Below are 24150 nucleotides of genomic sequence, written 5' to 3'. Positions count from 1 at the left end.
GCCGCCCTGGCCTTCAGCGCGGGGTGCCAAGATGCCGATAGACCTCGGCCGACACCTGCGCCAGCACGCTGCGGTCGGCGTCGGACGACAGGGCGTAGCCGAAGGGACCGTCGACCCAGTAGAAGACATTGACCACACCTTCGCGTGCGAAGCGGAAGGCCGTGTCTGTGTTCTTCACGCTGGCCTGCAGTGCCTTGTCCGGCCCCGCGGCACTGCCCACGTCGGCGACATCGTTGGATACGTACAGCGTCAGTTTGCTGCCGAGCTCGTTGCGGTACATGAACTGCGCCACCGGCCCCTGGCCGCCCGGCAACAGGCGCCCGCCTTCCAGCGTATAGCCCTGGGCCTGCAGGTACGGCGGCTTCATCGGCGCGCCCATGCGCTTGGACAGCCAGGCCACGAGCTGGTCTTCGTGCGCCGCGTCCACCTCGACCGGGCGGCGCGGGTCGGGACTGTATACCGCGTGAGCCACCGCCGCGCGCTGCGCGAAGCCGCCCGCTGACGCCAGCGTCAGGCCGCGCTCGGCGGGTGCCGCGGCGGCCATGCGGCCGGCATCGTCGCCCCCCGCGGGCAGGCCGCCCCGCAAGCCCCAGCCTGTGGCGCCGCTGATGACGGCGATGGCGATCCCAGCGGCCAGGCGCTGGAGGTACCAAGGCGTCTGCGGCACGGCGCGCGGGCGCGCCGATTTCAGCAGGCGCTGCGGCGGCTGTTCATCCAGCACGGGATCGAACAAGGCGTGCAGTTCGCGCTTATGCGCCCGGTAGGCCTCCAAGCGCTGCGCGTCTTCAGGGCGTGCGGCCAGATAAGCGGCGATCTCGACCTGGCGCTCAGCGGGCAGGCGGCCATCAACGAACGCATGCAGGTCGGCCTCGGTGACCGGGGGAATGGACGGTGGCGGACGGTCGGTATTCATGGGTTGCTTCGCAATACATTCATTTGACGACTTTCAGCCGCACCGGTTCTGCGCGGCCTTCCATCAGGCCGCGCAGGCGCTCACGGCCTCGCGACAGGCGCGACATCACGGTGCCGATGGGGATACCCAGGGCCTGCGCCACATCGGCATAGGCCATGTCTTCCAGCGTCACCAGAAGAAGCACTTCCTTCTGCTCGACGGGCAGCAAGTCCAGTGCAGCCTGCAGATCCAGTACAGCCAGCCTGTCGGTTTGTGTCGGCGCCACCGGCACTTCGGGCGTGTCGTCGTCCATGGTCACGGTGTGCAGCCTGGGACGGCGCACGCCATCGACGTGCAGGTTGTGCATGATGCTGAAGAGCCAGGCGCGCATGTCGGCCACGCCGCCCCACAGGTTCGACTTGGCCCAGGCCCGCTCCAGCGTGTCCTGCACCAAATCGTCGGCGTCGTCACGGTTGTTCACCAGTGCGCGCGAATAGCGGCGCAGGCGCGGCACCCAGCTCAGCAGGCTTGCGTCGTCTTGCATCGGGGGGTCGTGGCCTGAGGGTCTGGACGGAAGTCGACAGCAAATGTCATTCCTTGATGATGTGCCAGACGTCTTTGAAGTTGTCGCCGGCGCGGTCGCCGGGCTTCTGGTCGGCCTGGTAGGTGTACACCGGCTTGCCCTTGTAGGCCCACTGGCGCGCACCGTCGTCGCGCATGACGATCGTGTATGCACCGGCGGGTTGGTCGCTGGCGGCGGCCATCGCGGGCGGCCACAGCGCGGCGCAGCCGCCGTTGCAGGTGCTCTTGCCGCTGCCTGCCACGTCCTTGTCGAAGGTGTAGAGCGTCATGCCCTTGGCGTCGACCAGCGCGCCGTTGGCGAGCTTGGCCGGCGCGTCGGCAGCCATAGCGCCGGTGAGTGGTGCCGCGAAGGAAGCCGCTGTGATCAGCAGCGCGGCCAGAGTCGAAAGGTGCTTCATGGGGTTGTCCTTTAGGGTCTGGTGGAGAGTAGCCACGCTGCGTGCCGTTCAGTAAGCCGCAGCCACCGCCAGCTTGGGGTCGATCTGCCAGGTTTCACTGACGATCTTGCCTTCACGGAACGTCAGCACGTAGCGCACCTTGATGGGCATCTTGCCTTCGAAGACGACGTTGGCCGAGACGGTGGCGCCCTTGGGGTTGGCCGATTCTTCAATCTGGCCGACTGTGAGCTTCAGTGGGCCGACGGCCTTGCCGAACTTCTCCCAGGTGCCGCGAATGGCATCGGTGGTGGCATAGGTGCCGTCGAGTGGGCCGCCTACCCAGTTCAGCTGGGCCTGGTCGGCATAGGCACGCATGACGATCTGGGTGTCGCCCGAGGCGATGGCCTGGAAGTGCGTGCGGGCGTCGTCGCTGGGGGCGGCGAAGGCGCTGCCGGAGGCGAGCGTCAGGGCGGTGGCGGCAAAAGCGAAAGTCTTGAACATTGTGGGCTCCGATGAAGGGTTGGTGTGAAGTGAAGGGGGGTGAGTGCTGGACGAAGGGTCCGATAGGTCCCGACAAAAGAGCAGACGGCGTCGGCATGCGGTCTATTCCAGAGCGTGCAAAGAAATTTAGGGTCAGGGCCCTGGGCCGTGAATTCGAGGCTTCAGCCCAGCAGGGCCGGCACCCAGCGGTTGATGAGCGCGCCTCCGACGATGAGCCAGCCGAACAAGATCAACGCCAGCAGCAGCGGCTTGGCCCCGGCCTTGCGAATGGCGCCGATGTGCGTGGCCAGGCCGAGCGCAGCCATCGCCATCGCCAGCAGCGCGGTGTCAATCTCGATCGTCACTGCCACCACCGACGCCGGCAGCCATTGCAGCGAATTGAGCAACACAACCGCGACGAAGCCGAAGGCGAACCAGGGCACAGCGAGTTGACCCTTGGCGTGAGCATGCTCTGCCTCCACCAGGGCTTGCAGGGTGCTGTCGCGCGCCAGCCAAGCCGACAGCATCACCAGGAACGGCGCCAGCATCATTACTCGAACCATCTTCGCGATGACGGCCGAGTTGGCTGCGTCCGGGCCCACCGAACGTGCTGCGGCCACCACCTGGGCCACCTCGTGGATGGTCGATCCGACGTAGATGCCGAACCCGTTGGCGCCGCCGGGGATCAGCGCCCAGTGCCGGTTCAGCTCGAACAGCGCCGGGTACAGGAAGATCGCCAGCGTGCCGAACACCACCACCGTGGCCACCGCCACCGTGACCTGCTCGGCGCGCGCCTTGACCACCGGCTCGGCGGCCATCACCGCAGCAGCGCCGCAGATGGCACTGCCAGCGCCGATCAGCATCGCCGTCTTGCGCTCCAGGCCCAGCCAGCGCGTGCCGATGAGGCAGGCCAGTGCGAAGGTCGAGCCCAATATCATTGTGTCGATGGCGACACCAGCTATGCCAACATGGTCAATGTCCTGCACGGTGAGCCGCAGGCCGTACAGCACCACGCCCAGGCGAAGCAGGTTCTGCTTGGAGAAGTTGACGCCGGCGCCGCTGGCTACCGCCCAGCGCGGGGCCCACGGGTAAACCGTGTTGCCCACGATCATGCCCAGCACGATGGCCAGCGTCAGCGCACTGAAGCCATGGTCCTGCAGCCAGGCGATGCGGCCCAGCGCGATACCGGTGGCAGCCAAGGCGCCGCTCAGGGCCAGGCCGGGGAGCATGCGTGCGAAAGCCGATGCAGAGGCCGATGTGCGTGGCTCAGGAAGTACGTTGATGGTCATGCTGCTTGCCTCCGGTTGAAGTTCATGAGGACGAAGCTTCCGGCTTCATAGATGACCCGTCAAACGGGTTGTATCGCTAAGATGTACCCATCTGATCGCTTTGCAAACAAATCCGCCATGAATACCCTTCGCCTCACGCTGCGACAGCTGCAGATCTTCGTGGCGGTTGCGCGCAGCGGCACTACCACGGCAGCCAGCGCCGAGATCGCGCTGTCGCAGTCGGCCACCAGCTCGGCCGTGAATGAACTTGAGCGGCTGCTGTCGCTGCGCCTGTTCGACCGCGCGGGCAAGCGCCTGCTGCTCAACGACAACGGCCGTGCGTTACTGCCGCGGGCCCTGGCGCTGCTGGACGGTGCCGCCGGCATCGAGTTGATGTCCCGCGATGGCAGCGCCCAGGCGCAGTCGCTGCGCATCGGCGCCAGCACCACCATCGGCAACTATGTGCTGCCCAGGCTGCTGGCCCGTTTTGTCGCAGCGCAACCGGGCCATGCCAGTGCCTGGCGCTCAAAGGTCGTGATCGGAAACACGGCGGCCATCTGTGACGCGGTCGCTGCGTTTGAACTGGACGTGGGCCTGATCGAAGGGCCTTGCCACCAAGCGGCGCTGGCCGTCACGCCATGGCACCAGGACGAGATGGTGGTCGTTACATCGCCCGACAGCGCGTGGGCACGAATGAGCCTGGCCGGCGAGCGGGTGCCAATGCGGACACTGCGTGAAGGGGTCTGGCTGGTGCGTGAGTTGGGCTCGGGAACGCGCGAGGCCACCGACCAAAGTCTGCTGCCCCACTTGCGCTCCTACCGTCGAAGCATCGAGCTGGGAAGTTCGGAGGCGATCAAACATGCGGCCGAGGCGGGTATGGGGGTGGCCTGCCTTTCGTCGTGGGTCGTGAGCGACGCTTTGGAGGCCGGCCGCCTGTGCCGCATCGCCACGACCTTGCCGCGGCAGCTCCGACAATCTCACCTGGTCGTGCATCGCGACAAACAGCCCACCGCTTCGCTGCTGGCATTTGTCGACCAGGTATCTGGCGCCGAGAAAACGGCGCCATGAAATGTGACTCCATCGAGGTCAGGCCTGAGCAGCTCGCCAGTCGGCGCTCAAAGCTTATCCACGCACCTTCAACGAGATTCACGGCAGGCTCACCTGCACAAATGCCGGATGCGGATGGCGAGGTCAAGACTGCCGCATATCCACATACCGCACGCGATGTCTTGGGCATTGCGATCCAACGGCCACCCCTTGTCTCCTTCTTTATTTGCGGCGAGAGCAATGATCAGAATGTTGCAACAGCATCAGGTCAAAGTGAACTATTGCCCGTCTATCACGCACTTTGAGGAGCACTGGGAACCCGGGTGGCGGGTATTGCGCTACGGACACTGAAGGACCAAAAGAAGTGATTCGCCCTCCCTGCTGGCGCTTGAAGAAGGCCTGCCCAGGGTCCAGAACACCGTTTCGTCCGTGACGCAAAGGGCCATTCCAGAACTTTGCACTTCGCTACAGTGCCGAACGACCGGTACAGGTAATCGATCGGTCGCTTGAGATCCTGACCGGTGAGCGACCGCTTGCGGTGGCGCCCATGGACTCTGCCGTCGAACCTAAGTGGCAGCAATCAGTCTGAAGCTGTCCCTCGCGCTGACGCGCTGAATGACAGCAACTGGCCGTCAAGATCAGTTCGCGGACCGATGGTGTAGGTCCGCCTTCTTACCCATTCCGGTCTTTGGAGACTCGGTCATCCGGCAGAAATTCAACCGGTTGAACTTTCATGGCCGGAGCATCACGGCGTGCGCCAGCCGACGTGATGCACGGCAGAGGTGGCATCGTGCCGCGCGTCGTCCTCAGCATGCAAGTAGATGCTGGTGGTGCTGATGTTGGCATGCCCCAGGTTGTCGCGCACCACCTTCAGGTCCGCCTTTTCGCTCAGGTGACTGCCGGCGGTGTGGCGCACCCAGTGGGCAGAGGCGGCTTCGAGGTGGGCTGCTGCGGCTTCGAACTCGGGGCCTTGCGCGCGCAGGCGCGCCGCGCTGGCCCGAAAGATCTCTTTGAGCACTTCGTGCAGGGCGCTGCGCGCCATGGGCTTGTGCGGCCCGATCAGAGGGATCACCAGCGGCATGCCGTCGCCCTCCACGGGCAGTGGGCTCAGGCCCTGGCTCCTGCGGTAGCGCATGAGTTCCGTCATCAGCTCGCCGGTGGCCGGCACCAGGCGAGTCTTGCCTCCCTTTCCCAGCACTTCCAGCCACCAGCGCTCGCGCCCGTCGGAGGCACGTTGGCTGAAGAACGCGCCCATGGTCGCTGCGCAGATCTCGGAGACTCGCAAGCCCCCGATGTACAGCAACGAGACCAGCCAGCGGCTACGGGAGGCATGCTGCCTGGCGCGTTCGGGCACTGTGGGCAAGGCCTGCACGGCGCTCTTGACCACCTCCCATTGCTCCATGGGCAGAAAGCGGCTCACCCGCGGCGCGGACAGCCGCCTCTTTCGGCGGCTCAGGGCCAGGGGGTTGCCGGCAAGGTAGCCGGCCTCCACCAGCCAGGACAGCATGGCGTTCAAGATCGACAGCGCCTGGCGCTGGCTGGACGCGGCGAGCGGGCCGGCGAACGGGCGCCATTGCGGGGAATTGCGGCCGGGCTTTTGCCCGGGCGCCATGACCCAGCGCTCGGCCGGTTGCGGATCGGCCAGGAAGCGCTGGTAGAGCAGCAAGTCCTCGTGCGTGAGGTCTGACAGGGCCACGCCGCGCTGCAGCGTGCACCACAGCATGAGCCGTTCAGCCTCCTTGCGGTAGCTGGCCAGCGTGGCGGGCGAGTCCGTGTAGCGCGCCAGCCAGGCCAGAACGGCGGCGCGATCGTCGGCCGCTGCCAGTTGGCCCGGCGTGGCGGCGCGATTGCGACCCTCGCGGCCATCGAGATGGGCGGCGACCACCACGCGATCCAGGGTGACCAGGTCGGTCATGGCGAGCTACGGGGGAATCCGGACATTCTGCAATGCTATAGACATTAGAAGACTTATGTCCATAGATGGTAGGTTAATTCAACAAATTCAACGTATTACGTTGTATTATTTATTCATGAATACCGAAATTGAACTCCAGAGCGACATTGAAACCCTCCGGGGGCGATTTAGAGAAACGAAAGACCTCTATCGCGAGGTTTGCGCGTTGCTGTTCTTTCGCTATGGCATCACCCCCACCGCTAGCAAGCTGTACCAGTTCGTGCGCAAGGGCTCGATGAGCGCGCCGGCGGAGGCGCTGGCCAAGTTCTGGGAGGACCTGCGCAGCAAGGCGCGCGTCGAAATCGACCATCCGAATCTGCCGTCGGAGCTCAAGGCGAGCGCCGCGGAAGCCATCGCCGCGTTGTGGCGAGAGGCCACGGCCGCCGCTCGCCACGAACTCGCGTCGCTGCGCCTGGAAGATCAAGCGGCGGTCGAGCAGGCCCTGGGCGAGGAAGCCCGGGCTCGCCAGGCGGCGGCGGAGGCGCTGGCCAGCGCCGAGACCCTGCGTCACCAGGTCGCCGCGGCCCAGGAATCGCTCCAGCAACGGCAAACGGACCTGGAGGCGGAGCGGCGCGCCCATGCCGGCACCGTGGCCAGGCTGCAGGAGTTGCAGCGCCATCTTGAGGAGGCGCGCAATCAGCAGGAGCGAGTGCGGGTGGATTTCAGCGCCGAGTTGGCCAAGGCACGGGAGGCCGTGGAGGTCGCGAACAGCCGTTCGGACGCCGCCGAGCGGCGCGCGCTGCTCGACATCGACCAGGAGCGTCAGGCCCGGATCAAGGCCGACAAGCAGCTCGAGGCGCTGCGCGGCCAATTGGCGCAGGCTGAAAGCCGCCATCGCGAGAGCATGTTGGCTCAGGCCGATGCCGTCACGCGGCTGCAGATCAAGGCCGATGCGGCCGAGGATTCGCAACGAGAACTGACAGCCAGCAACCGCAGTCTCGTTGATGATCTTCAGGCGACGCGCGAACGGCTCGCGGTGGCCCAGCAAGAAGCGACGCAATTCAAAGCCGAAGCACAGACGCTTCGCGCGCTGCTGGAGCGGCTCTCGCCGCCGGAACCGGTGCCGCAGCCGCAAGAAGTGCCAGCCTCAAAGGCCGCCAAGACCGGTGCGCGAAGGGTTCGATAGCTCGGTAAGTGCGGTGTGTGCGGTGTGTGCGGCACGTGTCCCCAACTCATGGGTCAGCAGCTCCGGCCGCCTTGCGCAGGGCGCGCAGTTCCAGACGCGCAGACTCGCGGATCTCTTCGCGGTCTAGTTCGACAGCGGTGTCGTCGACCCAGGTTTCCCAGAGGCTTTCGAGCCACGCCTGCCGGGTGCTGAACGCTTCGACTGCGTAGTCGAGCCAACTGGCGTAGCCGGCGGGCGGTGGCAATGGCTTTTGAATGGTGAAGAGAATATCTCCTGAAGATGAAGTGCGATCATCCGACACAGAGCGCCATGCGACAAATCGAGCATGGCACTTCAGGCTCGTTGTGCATGGGATTGGCCAGCAACGAAGGAGCAAACGATGATCGGCTGGTGGATAGTTGTCGCAGCTCAGACACCCGAGGAGTGTGACCAGGCGGTGGACCGAAGGGCGGCTGTTCTCGCGAACTGGGAGGTCGGACCCGGCGGCATCGAGTGGCTGCATCAACTCGTGAAGGCGGGGTCGGCGATCCAACTCTCCTTCAGCGGCTACCCGAACCGCTACACCGCCAAAGCGGTTGATGTGCTGCCGCTGCTTGCCGGCGGTCCGCCTGCTCACCGAGGTCCCCCGATCATTGGAGACGACTACGTCATGCCGGCGAACTGGAAGGGTAACGTGATCATCCATCCAGACAAGATCGCAGCCTGTCCGCCCGATCAGGTACTGACCATCGACGCCTGGGATCAATCCTGATGGTCTAGTTCGCGCAGTTGTCTAGGCAAGGCCTTCTCTGACCACGGCATCCCGCTCCGAGGCTGCATCATGTCCAGTCAAGTCACGATGACAGCGCGCCTAGCATCGAGGCCCGTTCCAGGAGGAAAATCGTGGGCATGACCAAGAAAGCAAGTCAACCGAAGGTGCCTGGGCCTGCTTCGCGGCCGCGGGCTCGCGGCGTCTCGGCCCGGCCACGGATCGAGGAGCATTCGCTCGAGAAACTGCTTGATCGATTCGATTCGAAGCTGCACGGTGGGGAGGTGATGGCTTGGCGTCCTGTTGGGGTTGAGGTGTTGCCGTGACCACGAAGGATGAGCGCTGCGATGCAATGGTCCAGGCCCTTGCAAACACGCGGATTTCGGGCCATGAACCCACGCCACGATTTCTTGAGGACACCGCAGCGGTGGTTGAGGGCTCGATGACGTATGACCAGGCCATTCGCGACAGCGCGGCCAGGGCTCACGATCGCAGTGAATCAGAGCCGCGCGATCTTTCCAAGACATAGAGCGCTGATCAGGCGGGGGGGCCGATTCCGCGTGCCCCTGTGCTCCTGCATAAGAAAGTCATTTTTAATGACTCATACGCTTATGAGCTAAAACTGGCCGTATCCCGGCTTGACCTCATAGATGGTGACCATGGATGCGGGTTCTTTCTGCTGCAGAACTGAAAACTCTCCGTTGCGCACGACCTCCATCAGTGACTTACCCTCGTCAGTACACGCGACAGTCATCGTCGGTGAACCGGTGATCTGAGAGCGCTGGTAGCGCTTTGTGTGTGGATTCGCATGTATTGGATACATGATGATCCTGTTTGCCAGGATGGTCGCTAGCAAGGGCCACTCCGATTCGGGTCTTGCTTGCCATATCTGCATGTCCCGGTCGATGGGTTGGAACGTCTTCAAATACAGCTTCTGCGCGGGCTCGCCGTTCTCGGTTGCTTCTTGCAACTTGAACTGCGCCTCCATCACGTCATCGCCACTGAGAATCTGCTGCCCCTCGGCTATCGCTCCCACCTCGGTTTCCATAGTTGTGCCCCTCCATGAATCGCTACCCAATGGTAGGCCATGGACTTCATGGTGAAATCACTCGCACTATGATCGACTCTTCGCACCATCCAGCCCTGTGCGGCGGCCTGTTTGCACTGGTGGCAGCAGCTTTGTTCGGCATCAGTACGCCTTTGGTGCAAAAGTTGGGCGCTGGCTTGGGTGCCTTCACGACAGCAGCGCTGCTGTATGCCGGAGCAGCGCTGATCGGGGCCCTGTCGCTGCGGACTGCTGCGCACGAAGCGCGGGTGCAGAGGTCCGACATTCCGAGCCTTCTGGCGATGGCTGGCTTTGGCGCGGCGCTGGGGCCGGTGGCCCTGGCCTGGGGGCTGCAGCATACGAGCGGGGCCAGCGCATCGCTCATGCTCACGTTGGAGGCGTTGTTCACCGCGACGCTGGCATGGTGGCTGTACAGTGAAACCATGGACCGCCGCGTGTGGGCCGCCATGCTCTTGCTGCTCGCAGGAGGAATGGCGCTCGTTCTGGACCAGGGCCTACAGGGAGGAGTTCAGCTGATGGGGTTGCTTGCCGTGTTGCTGGCCACCGTCGCCTGGGGGGTGGACAACACCTTGTCCCGTGGACTGGCTGAGCGCGACCCCAGCCAGGTGGTGATGGCCAAGGCTACCTTGGGAGCCGCAGTGACGGCTGCATTGGCGGTTTCGACTGGGGAGCCTTGGCCTTCGTTATCCGCAGCACTAGGACTTCTCGCCGTGGGAGCCACTGGCTACGGCCTGAGTCTGCGCTTTTACCTTCTTGCCCAGCGGGCGTTTGGCGCGGCGCGCACAGGCTCGGTGTTTGCTTTCGCGCCCTTCATCGGTGCTGCCGTGGCCTTCGGTTTCGGGGACCGCTCTGCGGGATGGTTGATGCTGCTGGGCGGGGTATTGATGCTGGCGGGAGTGGTACTGCACTTGGCGGAAAGCCATGGTCACGAGCACACACACGAAGTGCTTGAGCATGAGCATGCCCACCGGCACGACGATAGGCACCATTCACATGTGCACTTTGTGATGCCAAAGGGCAGCCACAGTCACAAGCACACCCATGAACCTATGACCCACGCTCATCCCCATGCTCCTGACGTGCACCATCAACACGTTCACTGAACCCCAGGGATTTTTTGTCTGCTCCCCCGAGGTCACTTGACCGTCAGGTCGGCGACCAGGCGAGCCTTGTAAGCCCTTTCCCGAATAGCATCCTCGCCGTCAGTCGCCCATACAAACGTGCTCTTCCATGCCCAAACCGTTCCATCGATCCGAAGAAATCGTAGGTCACCAGCTTTGCCATCCACGGTTGCGACTTGACGCTCTCCTTCGAAATCCAAGGTGAACGTATGCGTTCCTGGCTTCAACTTGAAGCGCACCATCGTGTTGGGGAGAGTCTCGGCGGCGATTTCGTTATCCGCGCTGATCTTCACAAACCGCCCGCCATCTCCCCAGTTGCGCCGTACGACGTAGACGGTGAGCGCATTCGGATCGGGAGTAAAGCGCTTCGCCTGAGCGTCGGCATTCAGGCTGGGGGCGGGCACCCGAGTGCATGCGATTACTCGGCCCTTCCTGGCTTTGTAACAGTATGGCGCTTCTGCGGAAGGATCGGCCCCAGTAGGGGTGGCACAACCCGCCAGCAAGCTAGCAACCAGCGCAGAAGTCAGGATCACGCAGAGGCGGCGGGTGCCTGAATGTGGAGGAATTTTTGTCATGGATCTGATTCTTTGCTGTGGAGGTTGTTGATCAGCGACTGCAGGTTTGTCAGCGACTCCGGCACTTTTACCCACGGTCTGCCTCCTTGGATTGCATCTGGCGGTGCCGCGATTTCGGTGTATTTCGGTATTTCAAACGCATTGCCTGTCGATCCCTCAGTCTCTTGGCCAAGCGTCGGCTGTACTTGACTCTCACCGCCATTGGCGGGTGGCGTTTGAGCCAGATACGCCGCAGCCTCCAAAACACAAACACGGAGGTCAACAAGCCGATCCAAATCCAGAACAGTTTGGCAAAAGGCGCGACCTGTGCCGCCTGCATTGACATGGATCGCTCCTTTTTGCATCCAGCAAAGGCATATTGCCGATGGGCTGACCGAACTCGCAACTATGTAGTCAGTTTCTTTGACGTGAACGGACTGCTGAAAGTGGATCAACACTGGGGCGTCGCGAGGGCGATCCCCCCAGCCAGGCTTCGTATTACTTCAGCGTGAAACGAACAGAGGCAACCGACTTGCCGGCCTTCGAGACAGCGACGACGGCTTTGGTACCGGCGGGGACTTTGAAGCTGCCCGTGGCTTCCAGCTTGCCGTCACCGGCTTGGAGCTGGACATCCTGTTTCTCGCTGCCTGCCAGCAGCGTGACCTTGGCGGTCATTCCCGCCACGGCAACTGGCTTTCCATGATCGCGCATATAGAGCTGCAGCTTGTCGGCGCTGGCGACGAGTTCGTACTCGACCTCCTTGGCTTCGGCGACAGCACCACCGTGCATCGGTTTGATGTCGTGACCATGGTTGTCAGCAGCGAACGCCGTGCCGCAGGCCGACATCGCCACTGCGAGAATGAGTTGGGAGAGTTTCATGACATTTCCTTTGGGGTTGGAGAAAAGGGAAGGTCCCGCGATCAGCGAGCGGGACCGTTTCAACTACACGGGAGCGGACACGTCCGGGGGATGCGAGGGCTCAGCAGACACGTCCTCATCTTCCTCGTCGGGCCGGTGGGCCAGACGGTAAAGAATCGGCAGCACGAGAAGCGTGAGCAGCGTAGAAGAAAGAATTCCGCCGATCACTACGGTGGCCAGGGGACGCTGGACTTCAGCGCCGGTGCCCGTCGCAATGGCCATGGGAATGAAGCCCAGCGAGGCCACCAGGGCAGTCATCAGCACGGGGCGCAACCGGGTCAACGCACCATCCCGGATCGCTTCGTCAAGTCCAACGCCGCCCTCCCTCAAGCTGCGGATATAGGAAATCATCACCAGCCCGTTGAGCACTGCCACCCCAGAGAGCGCGATGAAGCCAACGGCCGCGGAGATGGACATCGGGATATCCCGAAGCCAAAGCGCCAGAATGCCCCCCGTCAAAGCGAACGGGATGCCTGTGAATACCAGCAAACCGTCCTTGGCATTGCCGAACATTGCGAACAGCAGCACGAAAACCAGCAGCAGAGACACAGGCACAACGATCTGCAGGCGCTTCGTGGCCGATTGCAGGTTCTCGAAGGTTCCACCCCAGCTCGTCCAGTAGCCGGTAGGAATCTTGATCTGGGCCAGGCCTTGCTCGGCCTCTGCCACAAAGGAACCCACATCGCGCCCGCGCACGTTGGTGCTTACGACGATGCGCCGCTTGCCGTTTTCGCGGCTCACCTGGTTGGGGCCGGGTGCAAGTTCGAAAGTCGCGACCTCGCCCAAGGGGATGAAGTTCGTCTTGGCCTCCGTGCCACTGGCAGAACGCGGCAGCGGAATAGGGAGCCGTTTCATCCCTTCCAGGTCGTTACGCAGGGTCTCAGGCAAGCGAACCAGGATGTCAAACCGGCGGTCTCCCTCGAACATGGTGCCCGCCTCGCGACCACCGATGGCGGTGGCCACGGTGTCTTGGATGTCGGCGACGTTAAGGCCATAGCGTGCAGCCTTCTGGCGGTCGATGTTCACCGTGAGCATCGGAAGGCCTGTTGTTTGCTCGACCTTCACCTCGGATGACCCCTGGATCTTCTGCAGCATTGCGGAGACCTCTTCGGCGGACTTGTTCAACACGTCCATGTCGTCACCGAAAATCTTTACCGCCACGTCGCTTCGCACACCCGAAATCAGCTCGTTGAAGCGCAACTGAATGGGCTGGGAGAACTCGTAGTTGTTGCCAGGAATTTTGCCCAGGACTTCCTGAATTGCGGCAAGCAACTCGTCTCGGGTCTTGCGCGGCTCAGGCCATTCGTCCACGGGCTTGAGCATGATGTACCCGTCCGAAATGTTCGGCGGCATGGGGTCCGAGGCAATCTCCGCAGTACCGGTTCTGGCGAAAATGCGCTCGATCTCGGGGAATTTCTCTTTCAAGGTCCTTTCAATCTGCTGCTGCATTTGGACTGACTGGGAAAGGCTGGTACCTGGGATGCGCAGCGCCTGGATCGCAAAGTCGCCTTCATTTAGATTGGGCACAAACTCGCTGCCCATGCGGGTCGCGATCAACCCGCACAGGACTACTGCAACAGCGGCAATGGTGAGAACCAGCGTTTTGGCACCCATCACGCGATCAAGCAGCGGGGCATAGAGGCGTTTGGCGTAGCCAAGGAGAAAATTCTCCTTCTCGCTGACCCGATTGCCGATGAACAGGGCCACCGCTGCGGGGATGAATGTCACCGACAGAATCATGGCGCCCAGCAGTGCCGCGACCACCGTGAATGCCATGGGGTGGAACATCTTCCCTTCAACGCCTGTCAGCGCGAAGATGGGCAGGTACACCACCATGATGATGAGCTGTCCGAACAGCAATGGACGCCTTGACTCCTGGGATGCCAAAAATACCTCATGGAAGCGCTCAGCCCGCGTCAGTGGCCGACCGTGGTGCGCTTGTGCATGGGCAAGTCTCCGTACGCAGTTCTCAACGATCACCACCGCTCCGTCGATGATGATGCCGAAGTCCAACGCTCCCAGGCTCATCAGGTTGGCGCTCACCTTGTACTGAACCATACCCGTGAAGGTAAAAAGCATCGACAAGGGGATGACCATTGCCGTGATGATGGCGGCACGGATGTTGCCCAGAAAGAGGAACAGGATCACGATCACCAGAACCGCGCCTTCCAGCAGGTTCTTCTTCACCGTACTGATGGCTTTGTCAACAAGCACGGTACGGTCGTAGACTGTCACCGCGTGTACCCCCTCTGGGAGGCTCTTGTTGACTTCCAACATCTTCTTGTCCACCGCCTGCGAGACAGTCCGGCTGTTCTCGCCGATCAGCATGAACACCGTGCCGAGGACCACTTCGCGTCCGTTGTCTGTTGCAGCACCTGTGCGCAGTTCCCGGCCAATGCCAACTTCTGCCACGTCGCGAACGCGCACAGGAACACCGTTGGCGCTGCTGAGGATCACGTTACCGATGTCTTCAAGCGACTTCACCTGACCAGGTGCACGAATCAGATACTGCTCGCCACGCTTTTCGATATAGCCCGCGCCCACATTGCCGTTGTTGCGGTCCAGCGCAGTGACCACATCCTGCAGTGTCACGCCCAGAGAAGCCAGGCGTTCAGGGATTGGCGCGATCTGGTATTCCTTGGCAAAGCCGCCAATGGAATTGATCTCGGTCACGCCAGGAACATTTCGCAGCTGTGGCTTGATGATCCAGTCCTGAATCTCGCGCAGGTCTGTTGCGGTATAGGGTGAGCCATCGGGCTTCTTCGCCCCGTCCTTGGTTTCGACAGTCCAGAGATAGATTTCGCCCAGCCCGGTCGAGATGGGCCCCAGCGCTGGCGTGATGCCGGCAGGCAGCTTGTCGCGCGCCTCCTGGATACGCTCGTTGACGAGCTGCCGAGCAAAATAGATGTCGGTTCCGTCTTTAAAAATGACGGTCACCTGCGACAGACCGTACCGCGAAAGCGACCTGGTCTGCTCCAGGTTTGGCAGGCCAGCCATGACCGTCTCAATGGGGTATGTAACCCGCTGCTCAGTCTCCAAAGGCGAGTAGCCTGCGGCCTGGGTGTTGATCTGAACCTGGACGTTCGTGATGTCAGGGACCGCATCGATAGGCAGCTTTTGGTAGCTGAAGACGCCAAGCGCCGCCATGCCCAGGGCCGCTAGAAGCACCAACCATCGCTGCTCGATCGAGAATCGAATGAGTTTTTCAAACATGTATGCGCTCCGCGATCAGTGCGTGTGTTCGGCAGATCCCTTGCCGAGTTCAGACTTCACGACGAAGCTGCCGGTCGAGGCGTAGGGCATACCGGCTTTGAGACCCGAGAGGACTTCGACCCGCTTGCCATCGCTTCGGCCCAACTTCACGGGTTGAGCGATAAAGCCTCCATCAACCTTGAGGAAGACCACCGGCTTTTCCCCGACGTTTTGGACGGCGTCGGCCGAGATGGTTACAGGCGCTGCCGTTTCTTCGGACACCACTTCAATATTGACAAACAGGCCGGGGCGCCAAGCGCCCTTGGGGTTGTCAAGAACCACACGGGCTTTTGCCGTGCGGGTTTGCTCGCCAATGAGCGCTCCTACAAAAGCGACAGTGCCTGTAGCGGAGGCGTCAAAGGCGGTGGCCTTGATCGTGACCTTTTCGCCCACGCGCACCGATGGCAGATCCTTCGCCGGAACGTTGATCTCAGCCCATACCTGAGAAAGGTCCGAGATGGTGAAAACCGCAGCATCTTCCTTCACGGCTTCGCCGAGACTAAGGTGCTTCTCGATGACAATGCCATCAAAGGGCGCTCGCAACTCGATACGGTTCAGTCCTGCTACCGACGAGGCGGACAGGCCCATCGCGCTCAGTTTCTGATTGGCGTTGGCTACTGCGACCTCTGCTTCGCTCAAGGCCTGCTTGGCCTGCAGGTAGTCCTGCTCGGCAGACACCTTCTGCTCCCACAGCTTTTTTTCTCGCTCGTAGGTGGTCTTTGCCAGCGTTAAGCGCTTTTGGGCCGTCTGCAGCTCGCTGCGTTGCTCGGAAGCAGTCGGGCTCGCGATCACCGCCAAAACTTGCCCTTTCTTGACCACTTGGCCCAAGCTGGCATTGACGCTTTCCACGACTCCCGCAAGCCGGGGAACAACGTGAGACGTGCGATCTTCGTTCAAGCGTATCTCCCCGGGAAGGAGCAACGCCGTCTTGATGTTGGCTTTCACAGCAGCGTCCAGGCTGATGGATGCAGCCTTTATCTGGGCATCGGTCAGTTCGATCTTTCCTTCTTCCTTGCTCATCACGAACATGAAAGGCTCTGTGGCAGTCTGCGCAATGATCTCGATGTCGAACGCATGGGGTTCAGCAACGATCTCTCGGCTGACAAGACTGTCTTTTTCAGCGGCAAACGTCAGTTTCTGCTTTTCATCTGTCGGGCGGGTCACAGTTGCCGTGACCGTTGCAGCATTCAGGGGCAGCGGTTTATCTTTGTCGGACAGCCAGATTCGCAGTCGAGGCTCGCCACCGTCTTCAGACAACAATGCTTCCAAGCTGAAGTCGCCTTCCTTGAACACGGTACCGCCATGTGGTCCCTTGGCTTCGCTCTTTTCATGGTGTTCACCATCGGCATGCCCCTTGTCATCGTCGTGGCCCTTTTCGCTACCCTTGCCATGGTGCTCGCCGTCGCCGTGTCCCTTGGCCTCGGTATGGCCGCCGTGACCGTGGCCATCGTCCTCGGTGGCTGCGGCTTTGGGCTTGCCGCCACCTTGCAAGATGAAGGTTCCCGCGCCGACCCCTATTGCGAGGACTACTGCAATGGCGATCAGGTGTTTTTTACTGATGGTGGATTTGCTGGAGTTCGTGTTCATGGTCATGCTCAGTGTTGCGTTGCGATCAGGCCGGGAACCATGCTGGCCCCGAGCAGGCGGTCGATATCAGCCGCTGCACGGTGTGCTTCGCCAAGGGCTTTGAGGTACTGGGATTTGGCTGTGAAGTAAGTGCGTTGGGCATCGAGCACTTCCAGGAAATTGAACTTACCGTTCTCGAACCCAATGGTGGCGGCGTCATAGGCCGACTTCGCACCGGGCAGAACTTCCTGCTGCAGTGACTGAACCTCTGCGGTGATCGTGGAAAGGCGCTCTCGTGCCTGCGCCACTTCGCTGTGCAGGCGCACGGTGGCTGCTTGCAGCTCATCGCGGGCCTTGTCTTCAAGTTTCAGCGCCTCCAGGAGGTTGCCTTGGTTGCGGTCGAAGACGGGAAGAGGCACAGAGACCCCGAAAAGAAGGACGTTGCGCTGCGTCTCGTTGCTGCGCTGCATGCCGACGCTGACGGTGACATCGGGGACGCGTTTGCTTTGTTCCAGGTCGGTCAAGGCCTTGCGCCGATCCACCTCGATTCGCGCAAGTACCACGCCTGGCGAAGAAGCAATCAGGGGATGGAGATCGACGAGGCTCGGGACCGAGGGCAGGTTCTCGGCCTTGCCCTCCAGGACGGTGTAAGGCGCATCGATCCGTCCCAACAGCGCGAAAAGGCGAGACAGTGCATTGCGTTGTTCGCTTGCGGCCTGGGCGAGTTCGACGCGAACGCCGGCTTCGGCAACCCGGGCCTTGGACTCTTCCACTGGGGATACTTTGCCAGCGGCTACACGCTTTGAGACGGTATCCGTTGAGGATTTGGCCAGCGCTGCGCTGTCTCTGGCCAGTACCAATCGTTCCTGCGCAGTCAGAACATCAAAGTAAGCGGCAGCGACATTGGCCCGCACGGTGGCTTGCAGCTCGGCGAGTTGGGCCTGTGCTTGCTCGCGCGTTTTTTCGGCCGCCTTGGTGCGTGCTGCACGCTTTCCGCCCAGTTCCAAGGGAAGATTGAGTTGCCAGCTTTGCGTACGTGTTTTGGAGCGTGTGTCTTCCAGCGAGTACGCGAGCTCTGGATTGGGGCGCGAGCGTCCTTGAAGAACCTGTCCTTCGGTTGCCTCCCATTGGCGCTTTGCCGCAGCCACCTCCGGATTTCCCTCCATGGCCAGTTCGATCGCCTTGGCCAGCGACAAAGGCTCAGCTGTGGCCGCTGCAGCAGCCTGAGGTACTCGTTCGCCAACGGCTGGCCCTGGTGGCAGGCCCTGGGAAAAGGCACCGCCCGAGGCGCTCAGCCAGATAGCTGCGGCGCCTGCCGCGAGCTTGATCTTTCTACCGCCGCGCCATGCGTGCGGCATCTCTTGAAGGTAAGTACCCTTGAACATCCGATTCTCCAGTGATTTCAAAACACGAGGGAATCGGCGGGCTGGCAACCGTGCAGCTGCCTGGCAACTCGTCAGTCACTTCAGCTGCAACACACGCAACTGCTTCCGCCGCGATGGCGGACAAGACTGAAAAAGAAAAGTGAGATGCCCCCGCCGATCAGGCGAGGACGGACCACTGAGGGCGGTCAGGGGGCGTGGGCGTTACAGCCAGCAGGCGCTGGCCTGTGGAAGACTCCACACGGCTGTCATGGGAAAAGGCTGGCTTTGCATCTGACCAGCTCAAGGCCCCGATACCCGCGCCATGGCAAACTGAACAGTCAACATCAAATGCACCTGCACCCTGGCTGGACTTTTCGGCCTGACCATTCCCGCCTTTGGCTTCATGCTGGTGTTCGTGATGCCCCAAATGCTGCGACTGCGAGGTTGAGCTCTCATGCATGCAATAAGCAGCCACCGCAGACCAGCTGAACTGGAACGGAAGCAATGCAAGCATAAGAACGGCGATCAAGCGGCGCATTTTTGAAGTCTAGCATGCGTCATGAAGGGCGCGCTCGGGCGTGGATGGCCGCTGAGGAGCGCTGAGTTTAGAAATCAGCGAGCGCCGCCGTTCAGGTCCTGAAGAGCCTTCTTTTCAGCTGCCGACATGTTGAGAAATTCCTGTTGAACTTGCTCACGGGTCTTCGTTGCGCCCGTTGCTTTGACGGGCAACGCACCCCCGCGTGAAAGGGTCGCCAGCGTGCCATCCCGGCGCGCTACTTCGACAGCCTGAAGCACATCGCCACGGGACATTGTGCTCTGCATGTGGTCGGGATGGGTGGTCATGCCCACTTCGCCGTCGGCGGGATGGTACAGCGACGAGGCAGATGCCAATCCTGGAGCCGCGATAGCGAAGGCAATCAAAGTGAGCGTGAGGGGTTTGCGAACGGTCATGGTGTTGTCCCTTGATTTAAATCAGCCCTCGGCGATCTGCCGGGACTATGCCTTTCGACACGGGGATACTTTAAAAAACCGAGTGCGACAAGGCGCCAACAGCCAGATAACAAATTCGTAAACTACGAACAGGCCGGATTCTTCGAGAATGGCAGCATGAAAATTTTGCTCATCGAAGACGAAGTCAAGCTGGCCGAGTATCTGCGCAAGGGCCTGGGAGAGGCCGGCTACGTGGTGGACGTTGCACACAACGGGGTGGATGGCCTTCACATGGCTCTGGAAGGCGTGCACGATCTGCTGGTCTTGGACGCGATGCTTCCAGGGATCGACGGCTTCAGCCTTTTAACAGCCTTTCGCAAGACCAAGCAGACGCCGGTCTTGATGTTGACAGCAAGGGTCAGCGTCGAGGATCGGGTATTGGGACTCAAGACGGGTGCCGACGACTATCTGGTCAAGCCCTTTGCGTTTTCCGAACTGAGCGCCCGCATTCAGGTGCTGCTCCGGCGGACCCATGGTGCGAGGGATGCCGCAGAGCCCACGCAACTGCGTTTGGCGGACCTTGAATTGGACCTGGTACGGCGCAAAGCGTCCCGGCGTGGTCAGCGTTTGGAGCTGACTGCCAAGGAATTTCTGCTCCTGACTCTGTTTCTGAGAAGAAAAGGGGAAGTGCTTTCTCGCACTGAGATCGCTGAGCAGGTGTGGGACATGAACTTCGACAGCGATACTAGCGTGGTGGAGGTCGCGATCCGGCGCCTCCGTACCAAGATCGATGTGCCGTTTGACACTACGCTGCTCCACACCATTCGCGGCATGGGATATGTCATGGAGGACCGCAACGGATGAAGGCGTTGGCCCAACATCGCTCATTGCGCCAGCGGTTGTCGTGGTGGCTGGCGCTGCAGAGCTTTGCCGGACTCGGGGTGGTCTGTCTGATGGTGTATCTGGTGACCGAGTTCAATTTTCGTGATCGACAAGAGGAAACGCTGGCACAAAAAGAAATCGTCATTCGGCACTTGCTGCAGGATGGCAAGGAGCATGGGGATTCGGAAGACCTTGCGCACAAACTCGATGACTTCCTTGTTGGGCACGGAGATCTGTCGCTCGAAGTCGCGCAGGCGGACGGGATGGTTATCTACGCCCACGCCCGCAACCAGAGTGCCAAGACGGTATGGCGCCAACGGCAGTTCGAAGTAGCACAGACTGCGGACCAGACTCCCTCAAAGAACTTGCGCGTTCAGCTGTCGCTGGACATCCGAACCGACCACCAGTTGTTGCACCGACTTGCTCTTACCTTGCTGGTCGCAGCCATCGGTGGCGCCATCGTTGTATCGCTGGGCGGATTCTCCCTGGTCAACTTGGGCCTGGCGCCCGTCCGAAGACTGGCCAGTCAGACGCGCGCAGTGTCGGCTGACAATCTGCATCAACGTCTCGACAGCGCCGAGCAGCCCCTTGAACTCGTGCCTCTGATCGACCAGTTCAACGCGCTTCTGGCGCGCATTGAGAAGGCGTATTTACAAATGGAGGGCTTCAATGCGGACGTGGCGCATGAGTTGTGCACGCCTTTGGCCACGCTCATTGCCAACAATGAATTGGCTTTGCTGCGCCCTGAGCAGGCGGATATGCGCGAGGTGCTGGCGTCCAACTTGGAGGAGTTGCACCGCCTGACCGGCATCGTCAATGACATGCTGTTCCTGTCCCAGGCGGATCGGGGTGTGGGAGCGCGCCGCGCCCCCGTGGCGAGCCTTGCATCAATGGCTGCTGACGTACTGGACTACCACGAGGCCGCACTGTCCGAGGCAGGCCTCACAGCTAAAGTGGTTGGTGATGCGCATGGCGCCTTCGACGTGCCGTTGCTGCGCCGGGCCCTGTCGAACTTGCTCGGCAACGCCACTCGATACGCGAGCTCTGGCTCAATCGTCCAGATCAACCTCAGAACCACCGATGAGGGTCGTGTGCTGATCAGTGTCACCAACTACGGCAGCACGATCGATCCCGAGATACTTCCGCAGCTGTTTGATCGATTTTTCCGCGCAGATCCTGCGCGCAGCCATGGGCAGAGCAACCATGGCCTCGGTTTGGCCATAGTAGGCGGTATTGCACGCATGCATCAGGGCAAGCCATTCGCATCGTCAGAAAACGGGGTAACGAATGTGGGAATCGAAATCCCCCCGAATTGATGTTGTTTTTCGACGGGGTGGGGTCGATCCTGTGCCCCTGCGACTGAGTACGGACCGTTAAGAAATCCGATTTACCCAGGACAAAGCAGCCATATTCTTTTTGCTGCTTGACTTTAAAGCTACTTGAAGGTTTCCAATTGGGCTATGAAATCAGAAACAAACACACCTCCCACCACTGTTGACACCTGCTGCTCCTCGGGCTGTTCCAGTACCGCAGCAGTGGTCCCAGCAGCCACAAGCAGCCCGGGCCAGGGCAAGCTGTTCCGAATCGCCACCATGGACTGCAGTGCCGAAGAGTCGGAGATCCGGCGGGCTCTGGAACCGCTTGAGGGAATCCGCTCGTTGGGTTTCCAGCTCGGCGCGCGCACGCTGAAGATCGATGCGGAGGATCGCGCCTTGCCCCTTGCGCTCGATGCCATCCGCAAGGCGGGTTTCGATCCACAGCCCGTGGTCACTGCGGCAAACACCCAGGGTAGCCAAGGCCGGGTGTTTCGCATTGCGACCATGGACTGTAGCGCCGAGGAGGCGGAGATTCGTCGGGCGCTGGAGCCTCTGGATGGGATCCGCTCTCTGGGTTTTCAGCTCGGCGCGCGGACGCTGAAGATCGATGCCGACGAAGGCACCTACCCGTTGGCGCTAGACGCCATTCGCAAAGCGGGCTTCGATCCGCAGCCAGTTACAGGCGCTGGCGAAACTGAGGGCGGACACGCGGCTGGATCCGCCGAAGGCGACGACCATGGGCATGGTTTTGCAGGCGGCATCTCCCGTTTGGTGGCCGCGCTGGTGTTCGCCACGGGGGCTGAGGTCCTCTCGTTCTTTGCTCCAGACCAGATGGCCTGGAAAGTGGCCGGCATGGCGATTGCCGCTCTGGCTATCTGGCTGGCCGGCATCGACACCTACAAAAAAGGCATTGCGGCGCTGCTGCGCGGCAAGCTGAACATCAATGCGCTGATGTCGGTGGCCGTCACCGGCGCATTCCTCATTGGTCAGTGGCCAGAAGCCGCGATGGTGATGGCTTTGTACGCGATTGCGGAGCTCATCGAAGCCAAGGCAGTGGACCGGGCCCGAAACGCTATCAAGGGCTTGCTGGAACTGGCGCCCGAAGAGGCTTTGGTACTGGGCACCAACGGAGCGTGGACCGCTACACCGGTGGCTTCGGTGGCCATTGGAGCGACCGTGCGCATCAAGCCGGGCGAACGCGTGCCGCTGGACGGTAAGGTGACCAAGGGCAATGGCGCCATCAACCAGGCCCCCGTGACTGGCGAGAGCATCCCCGTGGACAAGGCACCTGGCGACCAGGTGTTTGCCGGCACGATCAACGAGACTGGTGAGCTGGAGTTCGAGGTCACAGCCTTGTCCAGCAACACCACCCTCGCCAGGATCATCCAAGCGGTTGAGCAGGCGCAAGGCACGCGTGCACCAACGCAGCGCTTTGTGGATCGGTTCGCATCCATCTACACCCCCGCAGTCTTCGCCATTGCCGTGGCGGTGGCGGTCCTCACTCCTTTCCTGATGGGACTTACCTGGCTGGAGGCGCTCTACAAGGCCCTGGTTCTGCTGGTGATCGCCTGCCCATGCGCTCTGGTCATTTCCACGCCGGTGACGGTGGTCAGCGGATTGGCCGCGGGAGCGCGCCGTGGGATCTTGATCAAGGGCGGAACCTACTTGGAAGATGCCCGGCTTCTGAAGGCGGTGGCGCTGGACAAGACCGGCACCATCACCGAAGGCAAACCCAAGCTGGTGAAGTGGCAGGTGTGGGGTGCCGGTGACGAGGCAGCAGTCCAGCAGATGGCTGCCAGCCTGGCGGCTCGTTCCGACCACCCGGTTTCCAAGGCGATTGTCCAGGGCTTGGATGTAAAGGGTCCAGAAGCAGAAAGCTTCAAGGCCTTGCCTGGGCGCGGCGTCGAAGGCATGGTCAATGGTGTGCGCTTGATGCTGGGCAATCACCGATTGATACATGAGCTAGGACTGTGCGGTCCGGAGCTGGAGGCGGAGCTGGCCACCCATGAAAAACAAGGCCGCACGGTCACCCTCCTGGCGGACGAATCGCGCGTCCTGGCGCTGTTTGCGGTAGCGGACACCATTCGCGAGACGTCGAAGCAGGCCATCGTCGACCTCAAGGCGCTGGGAGTGACGTCGGTGATGCTGACGGGTGACAACACCGCCACGGCAAAGGCCATCGCTGCCCAGGCCGGCATTGACGATGCCCGTGGCGATCTGCTGCCCGAAGCCAAACTCGATGCCATCAAGGAAATGCAAAAGCGCTATGGCGCTACCGGAATGACCGGCGATGGCATCAATGATGCGCCGGCGCTGGCGCAGGCCGACATCGGTTTTGCAATGGGTGCAGCGGGAACCGACACGGCCATGGAAGCGGCCGATGTGGTCATCATGAACGATGACCTGCAGCGCGTCGCCGAGACAGTGCGTCTATCCAAGCGCACCCACGCCATTCTCTGGCAGAACATCACCCTGGCACTGGGCATCAAGAGCGTCTTCCTGGTGATGGCGGTCGTTGGCACGGCCACCATGTGGATGGCGGTCTTCGCGGACATGGGAGCGAGCTTGCTGGTGGTAGCCAACGGACTGCGTCTGCTTCGCGGTACACGGGTGGAGCCAGCCGCCAAGCCAAGCCGCTCAGAAACCAAGGAGCATGCGCATTCCCACTGAGCGTTCGTCAGCGCGCGCCAAGTCCACCGGTGGGCTT

At 61.6% G+C, this 24150-nt stretch carries 24 protein-coding genes; 8 read left to right on the top strand and 16 right to left on the bottom strand.

What is annotated here, in order from left to right:
* Positions 1 to 13: 13 nt before the first annotated feature.
* The 5 genes from C8C94_RS06015 to C8C94_RS05995 form a co-directional block, all read right to left on the bottom strand.
* Positions 14 to 913 (bottom strand): anti-sigma factor, encoded by a 900-nt coding sequence (locus tag C8C94_RS06015; protein ID WP_087748580.1) that lies wholly within the window; start codon positions 911 to 913, stop codon positions 14 to 16.
* A 19-nt stretch (positions 914 to 932) separates the two neighbouring features.
* Positions 933 to 1436 (bottom strand): RNA polymerase sigma factor, encoded by a 504-nt coding sequence (locus C8C94_RS06010; RefSeq protein WP_008904230.1) that lies wholly within the window; start codon positions 1434 to 1436, stop codon positions 933 to 935.
* 46 nt (positions 1437 to 1482) lie between these two features.
* The gene (locus C8C94_RS06005; protein WP_231624607.1) at positions 1483 to 1800 is read right to left on the bottom strand and encodes a hypothetical protein; all 318 of its coding nucleotides are present in this window, start codon (positions 1798 to 1800) and stop codon (positions 1483 to 1485) included.
* 120 nt (positions 1801 to 1920) lie between these two features.
* Positions 1921 to 2352 (bottom strand): nuclear transport factor 2 family protein, encoded by a 432-nt coding sequence (locus tag C8C94_RS06000; protein ID WP_008904227.1) that lies wholly within the window; start codon positions 2350 to 2352, stop codon positions 1921 to 1923.
* Between the two features lie 161 nt (positions 2353 to 2513).
* Entirely contained in the window at positions 2514 to 3620 is a 1107-nt protein-coding gene (locus C8C94_RS05995) for a YeiH family protein (protein WP_100174373.1), read from the bottom strand.
* 117 nt (positions 3621 to 3737) lie between these two features.
* On the opposite strand from C8C94_RS05995, the gene C8C94_RS05990 reads away from it, so the two are divergent.
* Positions 3738 to 4667 (top strand): LysR family transcriptional regulator, encoded by a 930-nt coding sequence (locus C8C94_RS05990; protein ID WP_100174423.1) that lies wholly within the window; start codon positions 3738 to 3740, stop codon positions 4665 to 4667.
* Positions 4668 to 5391: 724 nt separating this feature from the next.
* Here the strand turns inward: C8C94_RS05990 and C8C94_RS05985 are convergent.
* Positions 5392 to 6561 (bottom strand): tyrosine-type recombinase/integrase, encoded by a 1170-nt coding sequence (locus C8C94_RS05985; protein WP_121420077.1) that lies wholly within the window; start codon positions 6559 to 6561, stop codon positions 5392 to 5394.
* A 115-nt stretch (positions 6562 to 6676) separates the two neighbouring features.
* On the opposite strand from C8C94_RS05985, the gene C8C94_RS05980 reads away from it, so the two are divergent.
* The gene (locus tag C8C94_RS05980; protein ID WP_121422725.1) at positions 6677 to 7726 is read left to right on the top strand and encodes a DNA-binding protein; all 1050 of its coding nucleotides are present in this window, start codon (positions 6677 to 6679) and stop codon (positions 7724 to 7726) included.
* Positions 7727 to 7772: 46 nt separating this feature from the next.
* On the opposite strand, the gene C8C94_RS05975 is transcribed toward C8C94_RS05980, so the two are convergent.
* On the bottom strand, positions 7773 to 8027 hold the full coding sequence (locus tag C8C94_RS05975) for a hypothetical protein (RefSeq protein ID WP_147433237.1): 255 nt from the start codon (positions 8025 to 8027) through the stop codon (positions 7773 to 7775).
* Between the two features lie 78 nt (positions 8028 to 8105).
* Here C8C94_RS05975 and C8C94_RS05970 point away from each other — a divergent pair, with 78 nt between their 5' ends.
* On the top strand, positions 8106 to 8477 hold the full coding sequence (locus C8C94_RS05970; protein ID WP_121420076.1) for a hypothetical protein: 372 nt from the start codon (positions 8106 to 8108) through the stop codon (positions 8475 to 8477).
* 349 nt (positions 8478 to 8826) lie between these two features.
* On the top strand, positions 8827 to 9003 hold the full coding sequence (locus C8C94_RS26040; RefSeq protein WP_370449765.1) for an antitoxin VbhA family protein: 177 nt from the start codon (positions 8827 to 8829) through the stop codon (positions 9001 to 9003).
* Positions 9004 to 9090: 87 nt separating this feature from the next.
* On the opposite strand, the gene C8C94_RS05960 is transcribed toward C8C94_RS26040, so the two are convergent.
* Positions 9091 to 9522, bottom strand: coding sequence for a hypothetical protein (locus C8C94_RS05960; protein ID WP_121420074.1), 432 nt, complete (start codon positions 9520 to 9522; stop codon positions 9091 to 9093).
* Positions 9523 to 9590: 68 nt separating this feature from the next.
* On the opposite strand from C8C94_RS05960, the gene C8C94_RS05955 reads away from it, so the two are divergent.
* On the top strand, positions 9591 to 10643 hold the full coding sequence (locus C8C94_RS05955) for a DMT family transporter (protein ID WP_121420073.1): 1053 nt from the start codon (positions 9591 to 9593) through the stop codon (positions 10641 to 10643).
* A 32-nt stretch (positions 10644 to 10675) separates the two neighbouring features.
* Here the strand turns inward: C8C94_RS05955 and C8C94_RS05950 are convergent, their stop codons facing one another.
* The 8 genes from C8C94_RS05950 to C8C94_RS05915 all read right to left on the bottom strand — a co-directional run bounded on the left by C8C94_RS05950 (position 10676) and on the right by C8C94_RS05915 (position 19266).
* Positions 10676 to 11236: a hypothetical protein gene (locus C8C94_RS05950; RefSeq protein ID WP_055401673.1), complete on the bottom strand. Its 561-nt coding sequence runs from the start codon at positions 11234 to 11236 to the stop codon at positions 10676 to 10678.
* Positions 11233 to 11673, bottom strand: a complete 441-nt coding sequence (locus C8C94_RS25595; protein ID WP_158236074.1) for a hypothetical protein — start codon at positions 11671 to 11673, stop codon at positions 11233 to 11235. The genes C8C94_RS05950 and C8C94_RS25595 overlap by 4 nt, the downstream gene beginning before the upstream one ends.
* Positions 11674 to 11713: 40 nt before the next feature.
* Positions 11714 to 12094: a hypothetical protein gene (locus tag C8C94_RS05940; protein ID WP_011805112.1), complete on the bottom strand. Its 381-nt coding sequence runs from the start codon at positions 12092 to 12094 to the stop codon at positions 11714 to 11716.
* 63 nt (positions 12095 to 12157) lie between these two features.
* Positions 12158 to 15346: a CusA/CzcA family heavy metal efflux RND transporter gene (locus C8C94_RS05935; RefSeq protein ID WP_121420072.1), complete on the bottom strand. Its 3189-nt coding sequence runs from the start codon at positions 15344 to 15346 to the stop codon at positions 12158 to 12160.
* A 15-nt stretch (positions 15347 to 15361) separates the two neighbouring features.
* Positions 15362 to 16978, bottom strand: coding sequence for an efflux RND transporter periplasmic adaptor subunit (locus C8C94_RS05930; RefSeq protein WP_121420071.1), 1617 nt, complete (start codon positions 16976 to 16978; stop codon positions 15362 to 15364).
* Positions 16979 to 16980: 2 nt separating this feature from the next.
* Entirely contained in the window at positions 16981 to 18336 is a 1356-nt protein-coding gene (locus tag C8C94_RS05925) for a TolC family protein (RefSeq protein WP_121420070.1), read from the bottom strand.
* 157 nt (positions 18337 to 18493) lie between these two features.
* Complete coding sequence (gene czcI, locus C8C94_RS26035; protein WP_121420069.1) at positions 18494 to 18853, bottom strand: cation efflux protein, CzcI family; 360 nt, start codon at positions 18851 to 18853, stop codon at positions 18494 to 18496.
* 74 nt (positions 18854 to 18927) lie between these two features.
* Entirely contained in the window at positions 18928 to 19266 is a 339-nt protein-coding gene (locus tag C8C94_RS05915) for a DUF4148 domain-containing protein (RefSeq protein ID WP_121420068.1), read from the bottom strand.
* A gap of 156 nt (positions 19267 to 19422) precedes the next feature.
* Between C8C94_RS05915 and C8C94_RS05910 the strand changes: the two genes are divergently transcribed.
* The 3 genes from C8C94_RS05910 to C8C94_RS05900 all read left to right on the top strand — a co-directional run bounded on the left by C8C94_RS05910 (position 19423) and on the right by C8C94_RS05900 (position 24113).
* Positions 19423 to 20109: a heavy metal response regulator transcription factor gene (locus C8C94_RS05910; RefSeq protein ID WP_121420067.1), complete on the top strand. Its 687-nt coding sequence runs from the start codon at positions 19423 to 19425 to the stop codon at positions 20107 to 20109.
* Entirely contained in the window at positions 20106 to 21443 is a 1338-nt protein-coding gene (locus tag C8C94_RS05905) for a heavy metal sensor histidine kinase (RefSeq protein WP_121420066.1), read from the top strand. The genes C8C94_RS05910 and C8C94_RS05905 overlap by 4 nt, the downstream gene beginning before the upstream one ends.
* 144 nt (positions 21444 to 21587) lie before the next feature.
* Positions 21588 to 24113 (top strand): heavy metal translocating P-type ATPase, encoded by a 2526-nt coding sequence (locus tag C8C94_RS05900; RefSeq protein ID WP_370449764.1) that lies wholly within the window; start codon positions 21588 to 21590, stop codon positions 24111 to 24113.
* Positions 24114 to 24150 lie beyond the last annotated feature (37 nt).

The sequence above is a fragment of the Acidovorax sp. 94 genome (assembly GCF_003634645.1).
In the GTDB taxonomy this organism is placed as follows: domain Bacteria; phylum Pseudomonadota; class Gammaproteobacteria; order Burkholderiales; family Burkholderiaceae_C; genus Acidovorax; species Acidovorax facilis.
This window is presented reverse-complemented; position numbering and strand designations above follow the sequence as displayed.